The sequence below is a fragment of the Georgfuchsia toluolica genome (assembly GCF_907163265.1).
Classification (GTDB): domain Bacteria; phylum Pseudomonadota; class Gammaproteobacteria; order Burkholderiales; family Rhodocyclaceae; genus Georgfuchsia; species Georgfuchsia toluolica.
In genome coordinates, this window is sequence record NZ_CAJQUM010000001.1 from 2,040,904 (window position 1) to 2,059,014 (window position 18,111).

Genomic DNA, 18,111 nt, shown 5'->3' on the forward strand with positions numbered 1-18,111 from the left:
GCGGGCATTATGCCCCGCTCAGTTGGGGCTGACTCAGTTACCAAGCCTGGCCTTGACGAGTTTCGAAATTTCGCCCATGTCGGCGCGGCCAGCAACCTGCGGTTTGATCAGCGCGATGACCTTGCCCATTTCGGACGGCGCCTTGGCGCCAGAGTCGGCCAGCGCCTTGTCGATGATCGCTTCCACCTCCGCAGTGGAGAGCGCCTGCGGCATATAGGCCATGAGTACATCGACTTCGAACTTCTCCGCGTCAGCGAGATCCTGGCGCTTGGCAGCTTCGTACTGGGTGATGGAGTCCTTGCGCTGTTTGAGCATTTTTTCGATCACGGCGATCACGCCGGCATCATCGAGATCGATGCGCTCGTCGACTTCCCTTTGCTTCATCGCCGCCATGAGCAGGCGAATGGCGCCAAGACGGGCGCTGTCCTTGGCCCGCATGGCGGTCTTCATGTCTTCGTTGATGCGCAGCTTGAGCGACATGCGATCCTCCTGATTCAAAAACGCCGAAACCGCCAACACCTTGCGATATCGGCGGTTTCGGCTGAATGCGAAACGAAGCTCCCTAGTACAGCTTCGGTGGCAGCATCTGGCTGCGAATGCGCTTGTGATGGCGCTTCACGGCAGCAGCGGCCTTGCGCTTGCGCTCGCTGGTGGGCTTCTCGTAAAACTCGCGCGAACGCAACTCGGTCAACAGACCGGTTTTTTCAATGGCGCGCTTGAAGCGGCGGATCGCAACTTCAAACGGCTCGTTTTCCTTGAGGCGTATACCCGGCATTGCACTAATCCAAATAAGCGGAAAGGCGCGCATTGTAGCGGTTTTCACCTTGATGTCAAAGGTAAAATCGCGTCCTGTCAGTTCTTGGCCTCAGTCATGTTGGTTCTAGGCATCGAATCCTCCTGCGACGAAACCGGCGTCGCCCTCTACGACAGCTTGCGCGGCCTGCTCGGCCACGCCATTTATTCCCAGATCGACATGCACGAGGCCTACGGCGGCGTGGTGCCGGAACTGGCGTCACGCGACCACATCCGGCGCCTGATCCCGCTGCTCGACCAGGTATTGTCAATAACGGGTGTCGATAAAAAACAGATCGACGCCATCGCCTATACTGCCGGGCCCGGCTTGGCTGGCGCCCTGCTGGTCGGCGCCAGTTTTGCCGAATCGCTGGGTTTGGCCCTGAATGTGCCGACGATGCCGGTGCATCATCTCGAAGGTCATTTGCTTTCGCCCTTGCTGGCGGCAGATGCACCGACTTTTCCTTTCGTGGCTCTGCTGGTATCGGGCGGGCACACGCAATTGATGCGTGTCAGTGGCGTCGGCAAATACGAGTTGCTTGGCGAAACCCTTGACGATGCGGCCGGCGAAGCCTTCGACAAGACCGCCAAGTTGCTTGGCCTGGGCTACCCCGGCGGACCCGCCATCGCCAGACTGGCGGCAAAGGGCATCGCCGGTTGCTACAAATTGCCGCGGCCGATGCTGCGCTCGGGCGATCTCGATTTCAGCTTTTCCGGCCTGAAAACCGCAGTACTCACGGTGGTACGCGATCACGAGTTGAATGAGACGGAACGCCATGATCTCGCCGCCGAATTTCAGGAAGCCGTCACTGAAGTATTGGTGGCCAAGGCGCTGGCGGCAGTCGAACGCTGTGGCTTTGACCAGCTCGTCGTTGCCGGCGGAGTAGGCGCCAACCTCAGGCTGCGGGAAAGACTGAATGCGGCAGCCGCAAGGCGGGGGATTCGCGTCCATTACCCGCCGCTCGACCTATGCACCGACAACGGCGCCATGATCGCCTACTGCGGCGCGCAGCGTTTGTTAGCTGAAAGTGCAGGCCAGACGACTCACGCGTTTTGCGTCAGACCGCGCTGGGCATTGCAAGCGGTTTAATCCGATTGTTTTTTGCCGCCGATCCGGCCCTCGGTACCGGCCAGCAGACGCTTGATATTGTCGCGATGGCGCAGGATCAGAATCACCGACATCGCCGTCACGGCCATCAGCGCTTCCTTGCCGCTGCCGAGCCACGCGGTCGCGACGGGCGCCGATACCGCGGCGAGCAAGGCCGCCAGCGAGGAGTAGCGCGTCACGAGTGCCACCAATAGCCAGACGCTGGCGCAAATCAACGCCAGCCAGCCATTGAAGCCGGCGAGCACGCCGAGCGCCGTCGCCACACCCTTGCCGCCCTTGAACTTGAGGAACACGGGAAATGCGTGGCCGAAAAAAGCGGCGATCCCTGCCGCCGCTACGCCCAAACTGTCGCCCCCCCACTTGCCGGCCAGCCATATGGCAAGCCAGCCCTTCGCCGCATCGCCAACCAGCGTCAGCAACGCCGCCAGCTTGTTGCCGGAACGCAGCACATTGGTCGCGCCCGGGTTGCCGGAGCCGAAACTGCGCGGATCGGCAAGACCAAACGCTTTTGAAACGATCACGGCAAAAGGAAGCGAGCCAAGCAAATAGCCGAGCAGCACGAAAACAAGCGCGTTCATGTTGAACCCCATAGAATGCGCAGGATTGTAATTCACAGACCGTTATGGACTTCATTTTCATCGAGGAACTGCGCGTCGAGGCGAACGTGGGCATCTATCCGCGCGAGCGGGCCGCGCCGCAGACCATCGAAATCAATCTCACCTTCGGCGTGCCCGACGAAGCGGCGCGCGACGACGACATCGCCAAGACCATTGACTATGCGGATGTAATTGGCCGCATCCGACGCGAACTGGAGGCGCACCACTTCAACCTGCTCGAAACCCTGGGGGAATTTGTCATCGCGCTGATGCTTGACGAATTCAAGGCGCCGTGGGTGAAAATTTCCATCGCCAAGATCGGCGTCATGAAGGGCGTGCACCGCGTCGGAGTGCAAATCGAGCGGGCGCGAAGCTGATTTAGCCCCCGGCTCTGGTCTCGGCCTAAGCTGCCCCAAAGAGGGCCAAGTCAATCTTGGGACGGCCCGGTGATGATTTGAGCAGAAATGAAACGGGGCACCCGCGGGTGCCCCGTTTCCCATCCCGAGCATCGGAATCCTTGTCAGGCGTGATAGGCAGTCTCGCCGTGCGAGGTAATGTCCAATCCCTCGCGTTCCTCGTCTTCAGGCACCCGCAGACCGACGATCAGGTCAGCGATCTTGAAGGAGATGAACGCAGCAACCGACGACCATACCGCCGCCACGCCCACTGCCTTGGCCTGGGTGATAAGCTGATCCATGATGGCGCCGTAGCCAGGCTTCATCTCGAACCAGTTGTTATAGAAACCGACACCGCCGAGATCGGGTGAATTGAAAATCCCCGTCATCAACGCACCGAAGACACCACCCAGCGCATGCACGCCGAATACGTCGAGCGCATCGTCCGCGCCGATCAGCTTTTTCAGTCCGGTCACACCCCAGAAACAAAGCGGGCCAACGAGGAGGCCAATTACGAACGCGCCGGGGATGCCGACGTTGCCCGCTGCCGGTGTAATTGCCACCAGACCTGCAACAGCGCCGGAGGCTGCGCCCAGCATCGAGGGTTTGCCCTTGATCAGCCATTCGGTGAATATCCAGGTCAGCACCGCGCATGCGGTGGCAAGATAGGTGTTCATGAAGGCCAGCGCGGCTGAGCCGTTCGCTTCCAATGCCGATCCGGCGTTGAAGCCGAACCAGCCGAACCACAGCAGGGAGGCGCCGATCATGGTCATGGTCAGGCTATGTGGCGAGAGGGCTTCCTTGCCCAGACCGATGCGTTTGCCGAGCAGGAAGGCGCCGACCAGCCCGGCAAAACCGGCATTGATATGCACCACCGTGCCGCCCGCGAAGTCCAGCGCCCCCCATTGCCAGAGCAGGCCGGCGGTGGCATTGGTGGCATCGACGACGTCCGCTGAGGTGTAGGCGTCGGGGCCAGCCCAGAACCAGACCATGTGCGCCATCGGCAGATAGCTGATGGTGAACCAGATCGTCGAGAAGATCAGGACTGCGGAGAACTTGACGCGCTCCACCAGTGAACCGAACACCAGGCAGACCGTGATCGCGGCAAACGTGGCCTGGAAGGCGACAAAAACAATCTCGTACATCGGTGTGCCCTTGCTGAATGTGGCGCCCAGTGAAAATGCGCCGGTTGCCGAATCGAACACACCTTTGAGAAACAGCCGATCGAAGCCGCCAATGAACGCGTTGCCGCCGGTGAATGCGAGACTGTAGCCATACACGCACCACAGCACCGTAATCAGCGAAAACGCCACGAACACCTGCATCAATACCGAGAGCATATTCTTGCTGCGCACCAGGCCGCCATAGAACAGGGCCAGTGCGGGCACCGACATCAACAGCACCAGAGCCGTCGACATCAACATCCATGCCGTGTCGCCCTTGTTGGGTGTCGGCGCGGGTGCAGCGGCAGGCGTTGACGCTGCGGGAGCTGCGGCCGGGGCCGCGGCAAGAGTGGCCGCCGCGGCAGTTGCAGATGGCATGTCTTCGGCCCACGCCGCTCCGCCGACACCGACGGCGAGCAGCGTCAACACGATTGCGAAAAGTTTCTTCATGTCCGTTTCCCCTTAAAGCGCATCCTCACCGGTTTCGCCGGTGCGGATGCGGATGACTTGTTCGAGGTCGGAGACGAAAATCTTGCCGTCGCCGATCTTGCCGGTGCTGGCGGATTTCTCGATGGCCTCGATCACCTGATCGAGAAGATCGTCCTTGATGGCGGCATCGATTCTGACCTTGGGCAGAAAATCGACTACGTATTCGGCGCCACGATACAACTCCGTGTGCCCCTTTTGCCGGCCAAATCCCTTGACCTCGGTGACGGTGATGCCCTGCACGCCGACGGCGGCGAGCGCTTCACGTACCTCGTCAAGCTTGAACGGCTTGATGATGGCGGTAACCAGTTTCATGACGTTTTCCTTTCTTCAGGATTGCCTAAAACACGCGGCCGACGGAGAGGATTACGCGGCCCTCGCCCATATCGATCGTGTCGGAATTGGCGAACGAGAAAGTGGGGTCCCAGTACGTCTTGTCCTTGTAATTGGATTTGGCATAAGCAAGCGACCCGACCCAGCCGCCGTCGAAGGTCTTTGTCACGCCGACCAGGTAATCGTCGTAGCTGGGATCGAGTCCCGCTGTTCCGAATGCAGCCGTCGTCTTGGTCTTGACGTCGGTATGGGCGGCGTGGAAGTTGACCGTGTAGGTTGGCATGAACTCGTAGGCCAGATTGAATTCAAGATAGCTCGATCCCTTGGAATCATCGGTGAACGCGGGAACGCCGCCAACCATGAAGTTCTTGTTCAAGCCGAACCAGTCGGTCAAGAAATACGAGTACTTGACGCTCATGAATTTGTAGGAAAGGCCGACGTTTGCCTCGAATGAATTGAAGGAATCGCCGCTAATGTCAAAAGCGGTCTTGTTCAGGTCGGCGCCAGGGTAGTAATAGCCGTGACCGCCTGCGGTCCAGCCCCAGTCGTCGTTGATCTTGCCGTTGTAGCCGCCGTAATAGTCGAATTCCAGGCCAGAACCGCCCGGGTAGGTGTTGTTGCTAACGTTCGAACCCCACAGGCCGGCATACCAACCGCTGGAATGGACAAAGTCCGCGCCGCCCTGAATGGCCGGCTTGTGCCAAGTTTGAGTCATGCCACGGAAATAATAGTCGCTGACGCCATAGATGTTGGTCGTCACGGTCCAGGGACTCGCGGACGCATCGGCGGCCATGGCGGAACCTGCTGTCAGGAAGACACTGGCTACGGCGGCTGCAATCAGGGTTTGCTTCATCATCTTGGTTCTCCTGTGATTGAAAATAACGTGCTTGAAAAGTGACAATCAGTTACTGCACGGAGCGTGCCAGCTAACAATATTTATATAAATCATTAAGTTGTAAGATTGTCTCTTTTGGGCACGCGAGACTGCGCACCGTTTTAACTCTCCCATGACCAATGACGCACCAATCGCGTGCGGTCGATATCAAGCCATCCTCATGCTAGAGTGTCAGTCATCTGAAACAAGGACAAAGTCATGACAAACAACAAGTTTCTCGACGAAATTTCCAGCCGCATTTCCCAACTGGCCGTAAGCACGCCGGTGGCGGAATTCGAGAAAAACGCCAAGGCCCTGTTGTCTGGCGCGTTCTCGCGCATGGACTTGGTAACGCGCGAGGAATTCGACATTCAGCGCGAACTGCTGGCCAAGGCGCAGGAAAAGCTGGCGGCGCTCGAAGCGAAAATTAGCGAACTCGAAGCGCGTAAATAAGCTTCCTGCCCGTGGCGCTCGCCGTTCTCAAAAGCCGCGCGCTGTCCGGCATGGATGCGCCGGAAGTTACGGTAGAAGTGCATCTGGCCGCCGGTCTGCCGGCCTTCACTCTGGTCGGACTGCCCGACACCGAAGTCAAGGAAGCACGCGACCGCGTGCGTGCTGCCATCCAGAACTGCCAGTTCGATTTTCCGGCGCGACGCATTACCGTCAATCTCGCGCCCGCCGATCTGCCCAAGGAATCGGGGCGCTTCGATCTGCCCATTGCGCTGGGTATTCTGATTGCATCAGGGCAGCTCAAGGCAAACGGCCTCGACCAATATGAATTCGCCGGCGAGTTGTCCTTGTCGGGCGAGTTGCGTCCGGTTCGCGGCGCGCTCGCAATGTGCATGCGCGCCGGCAAGTCGAATCGCGCTTTTATTCTTCCCGCCGCCAGCGCTGCCGAAGCCGCGCTCGCCGCCACTGCGCAGGTGCTGCCCGCGAATGCTCTGCTTGATGTCTGCGCCCATCTCGCTGGCACGCAAACCCTTGCCGCCAGTGCGCCGCATCAAGCGGCAGTTGTCGACAACTATCCCGATCTCGCCGACATCAAGGGTCAGGGGCTGGCGCGCCGCGCGCTCGAGGTCGCCGCAGCCGGCGGTCATTCGATTCTTTTCTCCGGCCCGCCCGGCACCGGCAAATCGATGCTGGCCAAACGCCTGCCGGGCATCCTGCCGCCGCTGACTGCGGATGAGTCGTTGCAAAGCGCAGCCGTGCTTTCGCTCGCTGGCAGCTTCGCTCACGCACGTTACGGCATGCGCCCGTTTGCAGCGCCTCACCACTCGGCCTCGGTGCCCGCATTGGTGGGTGGCGGCAGTACGCCGCGACCGGGCGAGATTTCGCTGGCCCATCACGGTGTGCTGTTCCTCGACGAGTTGCCCGAGTTCGAACGGCGCGTGCTAGAGGCACTGCGCGAGCCGCTTGAAAATGGCGTGATCCGCGTCTCGCGCGCAGCACAGCGCGTCGAATTTCCCGCCAGCTTCCAATTGGTTGCGGCAATGAACCCCTGCCCCTGCGGCTATCTCGGCCATTCAAACGGAAAATGCCATTGTACTCCGGATCAGGTGGCGCGTTATCGCGCCAAGCTGTCGGGGCCGTTTCTCGACCGCATCGACTTGATGATCGAAGTTCCACCTCTTTCCGATGTGGAACTGCAAGGCAAACCGCAGGGCGAACCTTCCAACGCAGTCAAGGATCGCGTGATCAAGACACGCCAGCGCCAGTTGGCGCGCCAGGGGAAAATCAATGCCCTGCTCGACAGCAAGGAAATCGACACCCTTTGCGAACCCGACAGTAGCGGCGCAGTCCTGCTGAAGCAGGCCATTTCCCGGCTCAACCTCTCGGCGCGCGCCTATCATCGTGTGCTCAAGGTCGCGCGTACCATTGCCGACCTCGGCGACAGTCAAAATATCAGCGGAGCACACATTGCAGAAGCCATCCAGTACCGGCGCGGCCTCGGTAGCTAAAAGTTTGCCTTTTTTGCTTGCGGGTCTGGCCATGCTCGGCCCGTTCTCGATCGACACTTACCTGCCCGCCTTCCCGGCCATCGGCGTCAGCCTAAATGCCACCCCGATCCAGGTACAGCAAACGCTTACCGCGTTCATGGCGATGTTCGCCTTTATGATCCTCTGGCATGGCGCGATCTCCGATGCCATCGGCCGCCGTACGGTGATTCTCGCCGGACTCGGTTGCTACGTCTTCGCCTCGCTGTTCTGCGCCTTCGCCATGAGCATCAAAATGCTCTGGCTCGGGCGAGCGATGCAGGGTATGGTGGGCGGTATCGGCTTCGTGGTTGGCCGCGCCGTGGTGCGCGACCTCTACGACGGAGCGCGCGCGCAGCGCTTGATGGCCAATGTCGCCGTGATTTTCGCCATTGCGCCGGCCATTGCGCCGGTGATCGGCGGCCAGTTGCAGCTCTGGTTCAACTGGCATGGCGTATTCTTTTTCCTGGCCTTGATCGCCGCGGCATTATTGCTGTTGTCATGGCTATATTTGCCCGAGACGCTGCCCCGCAGCAAGCGCCAGCCTTTCGCACCGGGTTCGCTGTGGCAGGGCTATCGCGGCATTTTCGGATCGATCGAATTCATTTTGCTCTCGCTGGCCCTCGCCGCCAATTTCGCCGCCTTTTTCATCTATGTACTGTCGTCGCCGGTGTTCCTGATCCAGCACCTGAAGCTTTCACCCCAGGATTTCGGCTGGATGTTTGCCCCCATGGTGTGCGGAATGGTGCTGGGCAGCCTGGCCAACGGCCGGCTGGCGGGGCGGCTCTCGCCACGGCGAACCATCGCGCTTGGCTACCTTGTGATGATAGCGTCATCGATCGGCAACGTCCTGCTTAACCTGTGGCTACCGCCCCAATTGCCGTGGGCGCTGATCCCCCTCTTCATCTATGTCGCTGGAATGGCATTGACCATGCCCTGCCTGCAGTTGCTGGCGATGGATCTGTTTCCGGCACGGCATGGCATGGCATCGAGTTGCCAGGGGCTGGTCCAGTCCGCTATCAACGCGGTGGTTGCCGGCGCCGTCGCGCCGCTGATGTGGGGCTCGACGCTGACACTCGCACTGAGCATGGTCAGTTTCATGACCGCCGGCCTGATCGCCTTCGGCCTCTCATTGCGGATGCGGCGAGCGACCTAAAAAAACAATGTGTGCAGCATTTTTGCCACCAGCAACAGCAATATCGCGGCGAAAATTTTCTGCACCGTGGCAGGCTGCAGGCTGTGCGTGACCCCGGCGCCGAGCGGCGCCGTCATCACACTCGCCAATGCCGTACCCGCTACCGCCGGCAAGTAGAGGTAGCCCAAACTGCCCGGCGGCATGCCTGTTTGGCTCCACCCCGAGATTGCGTAGCCGACCGCGCCCGATAGCGCGATAGGCAATCCGATGGCGGCGGAAGTGCCGATCGCATGTTGCACCTTGACGTTGCACCAGGTCATGAAGGGTACCGACAACGAGCCGCCGCCGATCGCCACCAGGGCGGAAACTGCGCCGATGACAATCCCCACCCCGGCTATGCCCATAGCACTTGGCAACTGGCGGTGCGGCTGCGGTTTGACATTCAGGAACATCTGGATGGCAACACAAGTAATAAACGCGGCAAAGAAAATCCCCAGCGGCCGGGTCGGTACCTGGCTTGCCAACTGGGAACCCAGCAGCGTGCCGATCACGATGCCTGGCGCTATCTTGAGCACAATCGGCCACCGCACCGCGCCGCGCAAATGATGCGCGCGCAGGCTCGATATCGAGGTAAACACAATGGTCGCCATCGAACTGCCCAGCGCCAGATGCAATACGTGTTCGTGCGGGAATTGCTGCGCCACGAACAGCGAGGTCAATATCGGCACCAACACCACGCCGCCGCCGACGCCGAACAGGCCCGCGCAGAAGCCCGAAAACATGCCAAGCACGAAATACGCAAACAACCACATTGTCATTACAACAGTTTCTCCGTGATGAATTTCCATTCCGCCGGATCGACCGGTGTAATCGACAAACGGTTGCCCCGCTGCAGCACGCGCATGTTCGCCAACTCAGGGTGCGCACGCAACTCATCCAGTCCGATCAGGCGTGTCTTCTTCACGACGCGCACATCGACATTCACCCAGCGCGGATTTTCCGCTGTCGCCTTGGGATCGGAATAGGGACTACTCGGATCAAACTGGGTGCGGTCGGGATATGCCTTCTTCACCACCTCGGCGAGACCGATGATCCCGGGTTCGGGACACGAGGAATGATAAAAGAATACTTTGTCGCCGACCTGCATCTGGTCGCGCATGAAGTTGCGCGCCTGGTAGTTGCGCACACCCCACCAGTCGACGGTCTGGTTCTTCATCGCCAGCACATGATCGATGCCGACCACGGACGGCTCCGTTTTCATCAGCCAGTAGCGCATGGTATGTCCACCCCCTTCCTGTCCCGTCTGATAAAGTCTTTCAGTGCATTGATTTTATTGATAAAACAGTCTTCCCATGTCCGGGTGCTTCCTTTAGAATCCAACGTGAACCCCCACCCAATTCCCCACCCAAACTCAAAGGAGCGCACATGGGCAAGAGATCGCAACTGAGTTACGAAAACGCGAAACCCTTTGAGGGCAAAGACCGATTGCTGGCTGATGGCGATGGTTTGTATTTGCGCGTGCGTCCGCATGGTACGAAGACTTGGATTATCGATTACGAGTTTAAAGGCGAGCGTGCTAAGCCAACTATAGGAACCTATGATTCTAATGGTGCGCCGGGTAAAAGTATTTCTGATTGGTTACGTCATGGCAGGTTATCGGTTGCTCAAGCGCGAGCAATTGCTGGAAGTTGGAAGGATGCCCGTCGCGCTGGTCACAACGCCCACCGTGAATGGGAGGCGCAACTTTTCGAGGAAGCAGAGCAATTTGCAGCAGAAGTAGCGGCTAAAGCCGCTGAAGCCGCATTGCCTACCGTCGCTAATGCGATTGATCAATTCATGACAAAACACATAGCCGGTAAGAAGAGCGCAAAGGCAATCGGCTATCGTTTGGATTTGCTTTCAGACCTTTTGGGTGACAAGAAGATTTTCACGGTGAAACGTCAGGATGTAATTTCAGCAATTGAGTCTATCGCGGAGGGGCGAAGAACAAATAAGGAGGGACAGCATATCCCTGCAAAGCAGCTAGCTGGGGAAGTCCTGATTCAAGCTAAGCGAGTTTGGCGCTTTGCCGAGTCAAGGGAATGGATTGAAACGTCTTGTATTGAAAAACTTACCCGCAGGGATTTCGACGCCAAACCCGTTAAACGCGAAGTAGTGCTCCGCCTTGATGAGGTTGTCGAACTTTGGCGCACGCTTAACGATCCAGAGCGTTGCAAAGCCGATCCGATTTCAATTGCCGCATTGAAGTTGGTGATCCTTACTGGTCAGAGGGAGTGCGAAGTTACCAATGCTGCATGGACGGAGCTTGATCTGGAAGCCGGGTTATGGAAAATCCCCGCTGAACGTACCAAGAAAAACCGCGCTCATCTAGTGCACTTGGCGCCGCAGGCCGTCAGCATCCTAAAGGCTTTGAAATCGCTAACGGGAAAATCAGCTTATGTATTCGAGTCTCCGATGATAGAAGATCAGCCCATCTATGGCCGAAGCATTGGTAACGCACTCTCAACATTATTTAAGCGCAATGCGTTGCCCAACATCACGAAGTGCCACGTACATGATTTGCGGCGCACACTGATTACCCGCCTTCCTGATTTGGGCGTCGAGTTGTTTATTGGACACAAAATCGCAAATCACGTCTTACCGGGCGTCTTGGCTCATTACAACCATGCGGAATACCTTGAGCAGCGTAAAGCTGCGCTAGAGAAATGGGCGGACAGGATCGTGACCTTGGCCGAAGAGAAAAACGTGATTCAATTTCAGCGCGCCGCAGCTTAGATATTGGAGCTTCATCGGTGAAACACCCATTGACCAAGGAAAACGTAGCAATCGAACGAAGCAAGAAGATAGCCGCCAGCCTGCGGCAAATGCGCAAGAAAAGCAGCGGAATGGACATGAGCCCGCCCAGTGCCGGGAAACCGCGTAAGCCGGGTGAAAGTACAGCTTCACGCAACAATCGAATCATTGAGCGCTTTAAGCAATTGCAGGCGCAGAAGGAAATTAATCCCCGCAAGATTCGCGGTCAGCTAGCGCGTGAGTTTGATCTTTCACGGCAATACATAGAGAGAGTACTTAAGCCATACTTGTTGAGCGTAGCTGCGAGAATTCGCAGATAGCAGGTTGCATATCGGTTGCAATCGGTTGCATTTGCGGCCCAAAGGCCGTAACAGAGCGTCTTTATGGCCCGCTGAAAATGCAACTTGAATGCAACCAAACGCCTCTGTCAAGCTTGTGACATCCGGAATGTTCCGGCGCAATCTTTGGGGGTAAATCTATGGCCATGTCTGAGAATCGCCACGCTGCAATATTGCGGCTGCCGCAAGTCATTTCACGTACAGGACTATCGCGAAGCACAATCTATCAGCGTATTAGCGATGGCGAATTTCCGCAGCAGATCAATTTGGGTGCCAATTCGGTAGGCTGGATAGAAGCCGAAATCGACGAATGGGTTACATCATGCATTCAAAAGAGCAGGGAAGCCGCTTAACCGCCTCTGCTATTGGATGGCATCGCATAATGCGGCCTCCGTTTTTCCTAGCAGTCCAGTTTTTTGAAATCGATTTCAAAATCGAGGGTGCGGGCGCCTCTAATAAGCGCGTAAGAATACATATTCATGGCATAGGATATGGTTACACCATTCAACTATCCTTGTTTATGCCTAGAGTTCCAGCCTTATTTATAGACAAATTAGCAATTACCATCCCACTGGACGGCCAAAGAAGGCAGGAAGTGCGATTAGCTGTTGACGACTCATCTGAACAATGGGGAGATTTTGTTTCCCTCGCATCGTTGCGGAATAGAAGCTATATCAGGCAATTCCGATTCACCACACCAGACGGAGCGGTAGCAACCTTGTTGCTTGAGCCTACCAATCGCCGTAACAACGAATTCAAGCTGGAGTATTCACCAAACAATTTTGGTCAGTCTGGGCGGGCGCTGCTTGGCGAATACCTTCAAGTTATTTTGGGACGCACATATCTGGAAGACATCTGGAACGCCAAATTAACCCGTCTGGACGTTGCATTCGATATCCGAAGGGTTCCCCTTCAGGATTTGTTAATTACCGACACCAAGAGCCGTAAATCGTCAATTATTCGGGGTGTGGAAGGTAAAGCTGAGTCCTACTATTTCCCCTTTACGGGAACAAATCAGCTATGTGTCTATGACAAGCTAAAGGAAATCGATGATCGGCTGGGTTCTCCGCCAACAAATCGCAAGCGCGCCCCATGGGTACGCTTTGAATATCGGTATCGAAGGCTTAATCGCTACACCCTGGCTAACGTTGTCGGGAGGATGGAAAACCCATTTCACAATTTCGAGGTGAAGCAATTCGGGATGGCGCAGGCGCGAATCTCCGTTGATCGCTTGCGCATGCTCTTTGACGCGTGCCGGTTACAGGGCTTGGATGCCGTTTTGGAAGAGATTCCCGACATAGCCGCCCGCGCTACATATTCCCTCGCCTATCGCACTTTCCCGGTACCAATATTCTGGCAACGTAGGACATCTATTTGGGGTGGACTGAGGGCGGCAATCGAGCGATCTTTACCTACCTAGCAAATGGGCATCTGTTCATTAAACTATGAAAGTCCGTTAAATCGTACTTTTATGCGTATTTGCGATATTTTTTGATCCTTATGCTAATTAAAATAATCGCTTGTGGGCATTCTCTGCAAATCAAAAACAATGGTGCAGCAAGTTTTCTGTAGATACCACCTTTTGATTTCTACCCCATAGGATTCTTATTTTCGTGTCATTTTCCGCACCAGATATTTTTTAACTTCTTCCTGTTGCGGGCGCAATAGCGAATTCAACAGTATTAGCAGTTCTGCTAACAGCTCATCCTCCGAATAAAAATATGGAACTGGCACTCCCAGAACAGATGCCAAATTCTTTATCGTCAGAAAGTCGGGGGCATGCTTGCCCTGTTCATATTGATTGATACGCGGACTTGCCGAATCTACATGGATGCCCGCTGCAATGCCCAAAGCCTTTTGGGAAAGCCCTTTACGTACTCTGGCTTCCCGCAAACGCCTTGCCACTATTGGCAATCCGTTATCCGACATCCCTAACCCCAGCAATTCGAGGCTAAAAGAATCTTAGTTTTTACTTGACGTGGATACTAAGGAATACTTAGCATAAGTCTCCTTAGATAGTTCTATGCGGAAAGCGAAGGCTCAGATGCATCTAATCGGTGTTGCATTTGGTTTATTAATTTTTTATGGGCTTCTGTGTTCCACCGAAGGGCGCGGGTTTATTGGCAATTTAATAGGCGCTGCTATTATTTTTGGGTTATTGTGGTTCGGGTTTATTTGGTTTTTTGGCTCGTTAGGCACTGACTTAAAAAATGCCAAAAAAGCTGCCCTTGCTCCAAAAAGGGATGAAGCCCAAAGAATATCCAGAGAGCTAATCAAACAGCACAATTCCGACTTGCTTAGTAAACGTCGTCGCTTAGTCATTAATAAAGGCTATGGATTGACAGATAGATCAAAGTGGGATGCTGAAAAATACTTCTTTATTTCAAAAGTACTGAGACCTGCACTAGGCAGTATCTCAACTGTCATCGAAGATAAGGAATTTAGCGAGTTTATAGACAGTTGTATAGATAGCTTGGTAGCAGTTAGAAAAAGCTCAACACGCTCAGCCCCTGAGGTCGGGAAGCCTATTGAGTATGAAGACCATTGCGCAAGCCTGTTAGAAAAAGCAGGTTGGAAGGTATCAACAACCAAGGCATCTGGCGATCAGGGCGCAGATATCATAGCCATGAAAAATGGCTTGACCGTAGTTCTACAATGTAAGCAATACTCGAAGCCAGTGGGAAACGCAGCAGTGCAAGAAGCATTTGCCGCTAAAGCACACTACAGCGCAGATGATGCGGCAGTGGTAACGGACTCAGGCTACACAAAATCCGCAAATGAACTAGCCCAATCAACTGGAGTCTTGCTGCTACATCCTGAAGAACTGTCGGAGCTTATCTTCAAGCTATAGGCACCGGTTCAAATGGGCCACCAAAACAGTCTGGAAGCTCCTAAATTGCGCGTTGATAGCGAAGCGGCGAATTATTCTAGAAGTGCCAAGTTAAAGCTGGTAAGTTATAGGCTGATCAAAACAGTAGTTTCCCCATAACTAACCCATTTACCCGACAATATGAGCGGCCACGTTCTTGATCTTTTTTCTAGGGTCCCTGTCGAATCAGAAGGTGATAGAGCCGGGAACCGCAATCAATGCGAAGTTATCGTAGGTGACGTTCGCCAAGTTTTGCGCGGGTTCCCGGATGGTCTATTTAGGACCTGCGTAACATCGCCTCCCTATTGGGGACTTCGCGACTATGGGGTCGGTGGTCAAATCGGGGCAGAGCCCGACATTACCACCTACATTAAGGACCTTGTAGCAGTATTCCGAGAGGTCCGCCGGACGCTTACCGATGATGGAACTTTTTGGCTAAATATTGGTGACAGCTATACAAGCGGCGGTAGAACATGGCGAGGTCCCGACGCGAAGAATAAGGGACGCGCCATGGACTACAGAGCACCTACCCCAGAAGGACTAAAGCCAAAGGACTTAATTGGAATACCTTGGAGACTAGCCTTCGCTTTACAGGATGATGGATGGTATCTGCGTACTGACATCATTTGGAACAAACCGAATTGTCAGCCTGAGAGCGTCAAAGATCGTCCAACGCGATCACACGAATTTGTTTTTCTTTTCTCAAAAAGCGAGAAATATTTTTACAACCACGAAGCCATAAAAGAACCGGCTTTTGATGCAAAACAAAAATCAAAAAACCGCCGGACAGTTTGGAATATAAATACCGAACCTTATGCGGGCGCACATTTCGCTGTGTACCCGAGGCAACTTGTTCGCCTTTGTGTGCAGGCGGGTTCGGAGTCAGGCGACAGAGTTCTTGACCCATTTTTGGGGTCAGGAACATCCGGGGTCGTATGCAACGAACTTGGCCGTGCATGTACTGGCATTGAGCTTAACGAAGAGTACGCTGAACTAGCCCGCCATCGGCTAATTAGGGGGCGCTAGGTCATTCTTCTTCTGTGGCTGTTTCTTTATCGCCACTCGCTAGTGTCTTGGACTCGAATTTCCAAGTCGCATGAACCTTGCACAAATTCTTTCGTAATCCTTTAACTTGCAGCTTTCTTTCGGAACCTGCATCGAAGTACAGGCAATATTTTTCTCTGCCAGTGTCGTCAAACACACGGCAGTACCAAGGAACTGTTTCCTGTCTAGTCTTCTTTGCGGGCTCCATAGTACCTGTCGCGGCCTCCAACATTAGGGACTTTGGAATTTCTACAAGTTCGTACCAATAGTGGGTACCAGTCTGAAGTAAGCACCGCAAAGTCAGGATGCGGTCATACCCGCCAAGATGTTCAAGAAATCTGGGTAATTGAATATTTTTGGGGTCCCATGCACCCTTACCCATTTCAAGCCACTTAGAAACATGAATTGTGTTTTCTTTGATATTTTTCGCAGCTTCAGTTTTGAGACTTACACGCACGCCGCGTACAAGAAGATCATGCCCCGGATTTGTCGCGCTGTCGGCAAGCTGGGCCGGGATGTTGGAAAGCTGAAGGGCCTTTTCAAATGCATATTCAAAAGGAGATTTCCCTAAATTCTTTCGACTCATCGAGTGATGAATTCGCAGCACGTCGCCAAGGTTTTCCAGCACTAATGGCGTAACAAGGTCTGAGCCTTCTGCGCGGCTAAAGTCATGCGGGCGCTTGAATTGACCCACCATCGCCCCAATCCACTCAAGCTGGGCGCTGGTCAGCCCTTGAAGATCAATTTCCTTATGATTTTTCACGCGACACCTTCGTGTTATGGTCTAGGAGTCAGTACGTGCGGAGACTAACCGCCAATACGCTGTGTATAGTACTCAAGATGGCAATTAAGAACGGGTAGGTAGAAATAAGGGTTTCCCACCCAAATTCCCACCCAAACCGTGAATTGAACGATTTGCTGGGCGGGATAAATGCCAGCATACGGCCTGTTTATGCGGGTTTCAAGCGATTTGGCGACAGAGTTATGTACTCATCAGCCAGTAGCGCATGCGAAGTTAGCCGAAGGCTCCAAGAAAAAAGCGCTGAAGAAGACTCTTCAGCGCCTGCATTAAATTCCCCCGCCTGTGCCGTTGGGCCGCTCTCCTGAACACTGGGTTCAGAGAGGTCGCGTTCCGGCCGCATCAGGTGCGCTCAATAAATGAGCGCTCACAACAGCGGCCTCCATGGGCGGCGACCAAGTTACTCGGATATTGGCTCAAGGAAATTACGGCCTTGGCGAACACCGCAGGGGAAACCTTGGGAAGCGTTGCTAGAACAGGGCGTCCTGTTTCTGTTCGGCGAGGACGGTATCCAGTCGCGCTTCGATGGCTTTGATTCTACGCCTCGCGACCTCGGCGTCAACTGCCGCCGCCTTGTCGGGCGATTGACGCAGCGCGAGCAGTTCGTGACTGATGTTGAGCGCCGCCATGACTGCCAGACGTTCGCCGCTGCTTCTGGTAATTTCGGCAATCTCGTTCATCTTGGCGTCGAGGAAACTCGCCGCTGCGAGCAGGGCTTCACGCTCCTCGGGTGCGCAAGCAACGCGATAGTCCTTGCCCTGCAGTTTGATGTCCAGAGTATTGGTAGCACTCATTCGGGTAGCTTTTCCATCAGGGCTTCGAGCCTTGTGCGGGCCGCTTCGACACGCGACACGAGCGACTGGTTTTGCTGCTCCAATCCGACCATTCGGTCGCGCAATACATGATTCTCGCTGCGCAACTGCCCACACATCGCGAGCACCTGCTCAATCTTCTGTTCGAGGGAGTCGAATTCGTCATTCATCACCGTGAGTTTGTTTGAAATCACTATTCCGGTCAAGCAGTAAGCAGTAACTTCAAAAGCGATGCCGAAACAGGCAACTGGCCCCCGAGGTATAATTCGGCGCGCGTTGCAGCAATAGCAGTAACGCAAGGCGCACGTCCGCGGTGCTCGACTGCCATCAGGTTATCGAGTGAAACGGGAAGCCGGTGCGAACAAGGGACCTCCTTGTTCAATTCCGGCGCTGCCCCCGCAACGGTAAGGAAGTGCGGTGTCATCACAGGCCACTGGGATTCCCCCGGGAAGGCGATGACGCAAGACTTCCGAGCCCGGAGACCGGCCACGGACAACGTACGCAAACGCTGCGGGGAAGCAGCGGCCGGTGTTATCCATCGACGCTGTTCCCTTTTGTGTTTGCCTGTCCATGAACTACCGGTAGCGGGGACGCTTGCCGG

Annotated in this window: 23 protein-coding genes, 1 other RNA gene and 1 riboswitch; of the genes, 11 read left to right on the forward strand and 13 right to left on the reverse strand. The window is 55.3% G+C overall.

The window, feature by feature from the left end; genetic code table 11:
• Window positions 1–33: 33 nt before the first annotated feature.
• Together K5E80_RS09575 and rpsU are read right to left on the reverse strand one after the other, a co-directional pair.
• On the reverse strand, window positions 34–480 hold the full coding sequence (locus tag K5E80_RS09575; protein ID WP_220635934.1) for a GatB/YqeY domain-containing protein: 447 nt from the start codon (window positions 478–480) through the stop codon (window positions 34–36).
• A gap of 82 nt (window positions 481–562) precedes the next feature.
• Window positions 563–775, reverse strand: a complete 213-nt coding sequence (gene rpsU / locus K5E80_RS09580; protein WP_220635935.1) for a 30S ribosomal protein S21 — start codon at window positions 773–775, stop codon at window positions 563–565.
• Between the two features lie 96 nt (window positions 776–871).
• Here rpsU and tsaD point away from each other — a divergent pair, with 96 nt between their 5' ends.
• Window positions 872–1,882: a tRNA (adenosine(37)-N6)-threonylcarbamoyltransferase complex transferase subunit TsaD gene (gene tsaD, locus K5E80_RS09585; protein WP_220635936.1), complete on the forward strand. Its 1,011-nt coding sequence runs from the start codon at window positions 872–874 to the stop codon at window positions 1,880–1,882.
• On the opposite strand, the gene plsY is transcribed toward tsaD, so the two are convergent.
• Window positions 1,879–2,478 carry a glycerol-3-phosphate 1-O-acyltransferase PlsY gene (plsY, locus tag K5E80_RS09590; RefSeq protein ID WP_220635937.1) on the reverse strand — a complete coding sequence of 200 codons (600 nt, stop codon included), beginning with the start codon at window positions 2,476–2,478 and terminating at the stop codon, window positions 1,879–1,881. The genes tsaD and plsY overlap by 4 nt on opposite strands.
• A gap of 44 nt (window positions 2,479–2,522) precedes the next feature.
• On the opposite strand from plsY, the gene K5E80_RS09595 reads away from it, so the two are divergent.
• Window positions 2,523–2,873 (forward strand): dihydroneopterin aldolase, encoded by a 351-nt coding sequence (locus K5E80_RS09595; protein WP_220635938.1) that lies wholly within the window; start codon window positions 2,523–2,525, stop codon window positions 2,871–2,873.
• A gap of 143 nt (window positions 2,874–3,016) precedes the next feature.
• Here the strand turns inward: K5E80_RS09595 and K5E80_RS09600 are convergent, their stop codons facing one another.
• From K5E80_RS09600 to K5E80_RS09610, 3 genes are read right to left on the reverse strand one after another with little or no spacing between them, the layout of a single operon-like run.
• The gene (locus K5E80_RS09600; protein WP_220635939.1) at window positions 3,017–4,504 is read right to left on the reverse strand and encodes an ammonium transporter; all 1,488 of its coding nucleotides are present in this window, start codon (window positions 4,502–4,504) and stop codon (window positions 3,017–3,019) included.
• Between the two features lie 12 nt (window positions 4,505–4,516).
• Entirely contained in the window at window positions 4,517–4,855 is a 339-nt protein-coding gene (gene glnK, locus K5E80_RS09605) for a P-II family nitrogen regulator (protein WP_220635940.1), read from the reverse strand.
• A gap of 25 nt (window positions 4,856–4,880) precedes the next feature.
• Complete coding sequence (locus K5E80_RS09610; protein ID WP_220635941.1) at window positions 4,881–5,729, reverse strand: TorF family putative porin; 849 nt, start codon at window positions 5,727–5,729, stop codon at window positions 4,881–4,883.
• A gap of 237 nt (window positions 5,730–5,966) precedes the next feature.
• On the opposite strand from K5E80_RS09610, the gene K5E80_RS09615 reads away from it, so the two are divergent.
• Genes K5E80_RS09615 through K5E80_RS09625 form a run of 3 tightly spaced genes read left to right on the forward strand, consistent with a single transcriptional unit; the run spans window position 5,967 to window position 8,876 of the window.
• Entirely contained in the window at window positions 5,967–6,200 is a 234-nt protein-coding gene (locus K5E80_RS09615) for an accessory factor UbiK family protein (protein ID WP_220635942.1), read from the forward strand.
• 11 nt (window positions 6,201–6,211) lie between these two features.
• Window positions 6,212–7,705 (forward strand): YifB family Mg chelatase-like AAA ATPase, encoded by a 1,494-nt coding sequence (locus tag K5E80_RS09620; protein WP_220635943.1) that lies wholly within the window; start codon window positions 6,212–6,214, stop codon window positions 7,703–7,705.
• A complete protein-coding gene (locus tag K5E80_RS09625; RefSeq protein WP_246590936.1) occupies window positions 7,665–8,876 on the forward strand; it encodes a multidrug effflux MFS transporter in 1,212 nt (403 codons plus the stop codon). The genes K5E80_RS09620 and K5E80_RS09625 overlap by 41 nt, the downstream gene beginning before the upstream one ends.
• Here the strand turns inward: K5E80_RS09625 and K5E80_RS09630 are convergent.
• Window positions 8,873–9,673, reverse strand: coding sequence for a sulfite exporter TauE/SafE family protein (locus K5E80_RS09630; RefSeq protein WP_220635944.1), 801 nt, complete (start codon window positions 9,671–9,673; stop codon window positions 8,873–8,875). The two genes, K5E80_RS09625 and K5E80_RS09630, sit on opposite strands and share 4 nt — an antisense overlap.
• Window positions 9,673–10,131: an EVE domain-containing protein gene (locus K5E80_RS09635; RefSeq protein ID WP_220635945.1), complete on the reverse strand. Its 459-nt coding sequence runs from the start codon at window positions 10,129–10,131 to the stop codon at window positions 9,673–9,675. The genes K5E80_RS09630 and K5E80_RS09635 overlap by 1 nt, the downstream gene beginning before the upstream one ends.
• Before the next feature lie 149 nt (window positions 10,132–10,280).
• Here K5E80_RS09635 and K5E80_RS09640 point away from each other — a divergent pair, with 149 nt between their 5' ends.
• The 4 genes from K5E80_RS09640 to K5E80_RS09655 all read left to right on the forward strand — a co-directional run bounded on the left by K5E80_RS09640 (window position 10,281) and on the right by K5E80_RS09655 (window position 13,406).
• Window positions 10,281–11,630 (forward strand): tyrosine-type recombinase/integrase, encoded by a 1,350-nt coding sequence (locus K5E80_RS09640; protein ID WP_220635946.1) that lies wholly within the window; start codon window positions 10,281–10,283, stop codon window positions 11,628–11,630.
• Between the two features lie 17 nt (window positions 11,631–11,647).
• Window positions 11,648–11,968, forward strand: a complete 321-nt coding sequence (locus tag K5E80_RS09645) for a hypothetical protein (RefSeq protein WP_220635947.1) — start codon at window positions 11,648–11,650, stop codon at window positions 11,966–11,968.
• A 164-nt stretch (window positions 11,969–12,132) separates the two neighbouring features.
• Entirely contained in the window at window positions 12,133–12,339 is a 207-nt protein-coding gene (locus K5E80_RS09650) for an AlpA family transcriptional regulator (protein WP_220635948.1), read from the forward strand.
• A complete protein-coding gene (locus K5E80_RS09655) occupies window positions 12,297–13,406 on the forward strand; it encodes a replication initiation factor domain-containing protein (protein ID WP_220637382.1) in 1,110 nt (369 codons plus the stop codon). The genes K5E80_RS09650 and K5E80_RS09655 overlap by 43 nt, the downstream gene beginning before the upstream one ends.
• Before the next feature lie 185 nt (window positions 13,407–13,591).
• On the opposite strand, the gene K5E80_RS09660 is transcribed toward K5E80_RS09655, so the two are convergent.
• Window positions 13,592–13,915 (reverse strand): helix-turn-helix domain-containing protein, encoded by a 324-nt coding sequence (locus K5E80_RS09660; protein WP_220635949.1) that lies wholly within the window; start codon window positions 13,913–13,915, stop codon window positions 13,592–13,594.
• A gap of 115 nt (window positions 13,916–14,030) precedes the next feature.
• Here K5E80_RS09660 and K5E80_RS09665 point away from each other — a divergent pair, with 115 nt between their 5' ends.
• Window positions 14,031–14,837: a restriction endonuclease gene (locus K5E80_RS09665; RefSeq protein WP_220635950.1), complete on the forward strand. Its 807-nt coding sequence runs from the start codon at window positions 14,031–14,033 to the stop codon at window positions 14,835–14,837.
• A 159-nt stretch (window positions 14,838–14,996) separates the two neighbouring features.
• Complete coding sequence (locus K5E80_RS17045) at window positions 14,997–15,881, forward strand: DNA-methyltransferase (protein WP_220635951.1); 885 nt, start codon at window positions 14,997–14,999, stop codon at window positions 15,879–15,881.
• 1 nt (window position 15,882) lies between these two features.
• Here K5E80_RS17045 and K5E80_RS09675 read toward each other — a convergent pair whose 3' ends face one another.
• The 4 genes from K5E80_RS09675 to K5E80_RS09685 form a co-directional block, all read right to left on the reverse strand.
• Window positions 15,883–16,662 carry a hypothetical protein gene (locus tag K5E80_RS09675; RefSeq protein WP_220635952.1) on the reverse strand — a complete coding sequence of 260 codons (780 nt, stop codon included), beginning with the start codon at window positions 16,660–16,662 and terminating at the stop codon, window positions 15,883–15,885.
• A 308-nt stretch (window positions 16,663–16,970) separates the two neighbouring features.
• Window positions 16,971–17,153, reverse strand: a non-coding RNA gene (gene ssrS / locus K5E80_RS17195) — 6S RNA.
• 15 nt (window positions 17,154–17,168) lie between these two features.
• Window positions 17,169–17,492: a cell division protein ZapA gene (locus tag K5E80_RS09680; RefSeq protein ID WP_220635953.1), complete on the reverse strand. Its 324-nt coding sequence runs from the start codon at window positions 17,490–17,492 to the stop codon at window positions 17,169–17,171.
• On the reverse strand, window positions 17,489–17,680 hold the full coding sequence (locus tag K5E80_RS09685) for a hypothetical protein (RefSeq protein ID WP_220635954.1): 192 nt from the start codon (window positions 17,678–17,680) through the stop codon (window positions 17,489–17,491). The genes K5E80_RS09680 and K5E80_RS09685 overlap by 4 nt, the downstream gene beginning before the upstream one ends.
• Window positions 17,681–17,804: 124 nt before the next feature.
• A riboswitch (cobalamin riboswitch) is annotated at window positions 17,805–18,015 on the forward strand.
• Window positions 18,016–18,111: the final 96 nt, after the last annotated feature.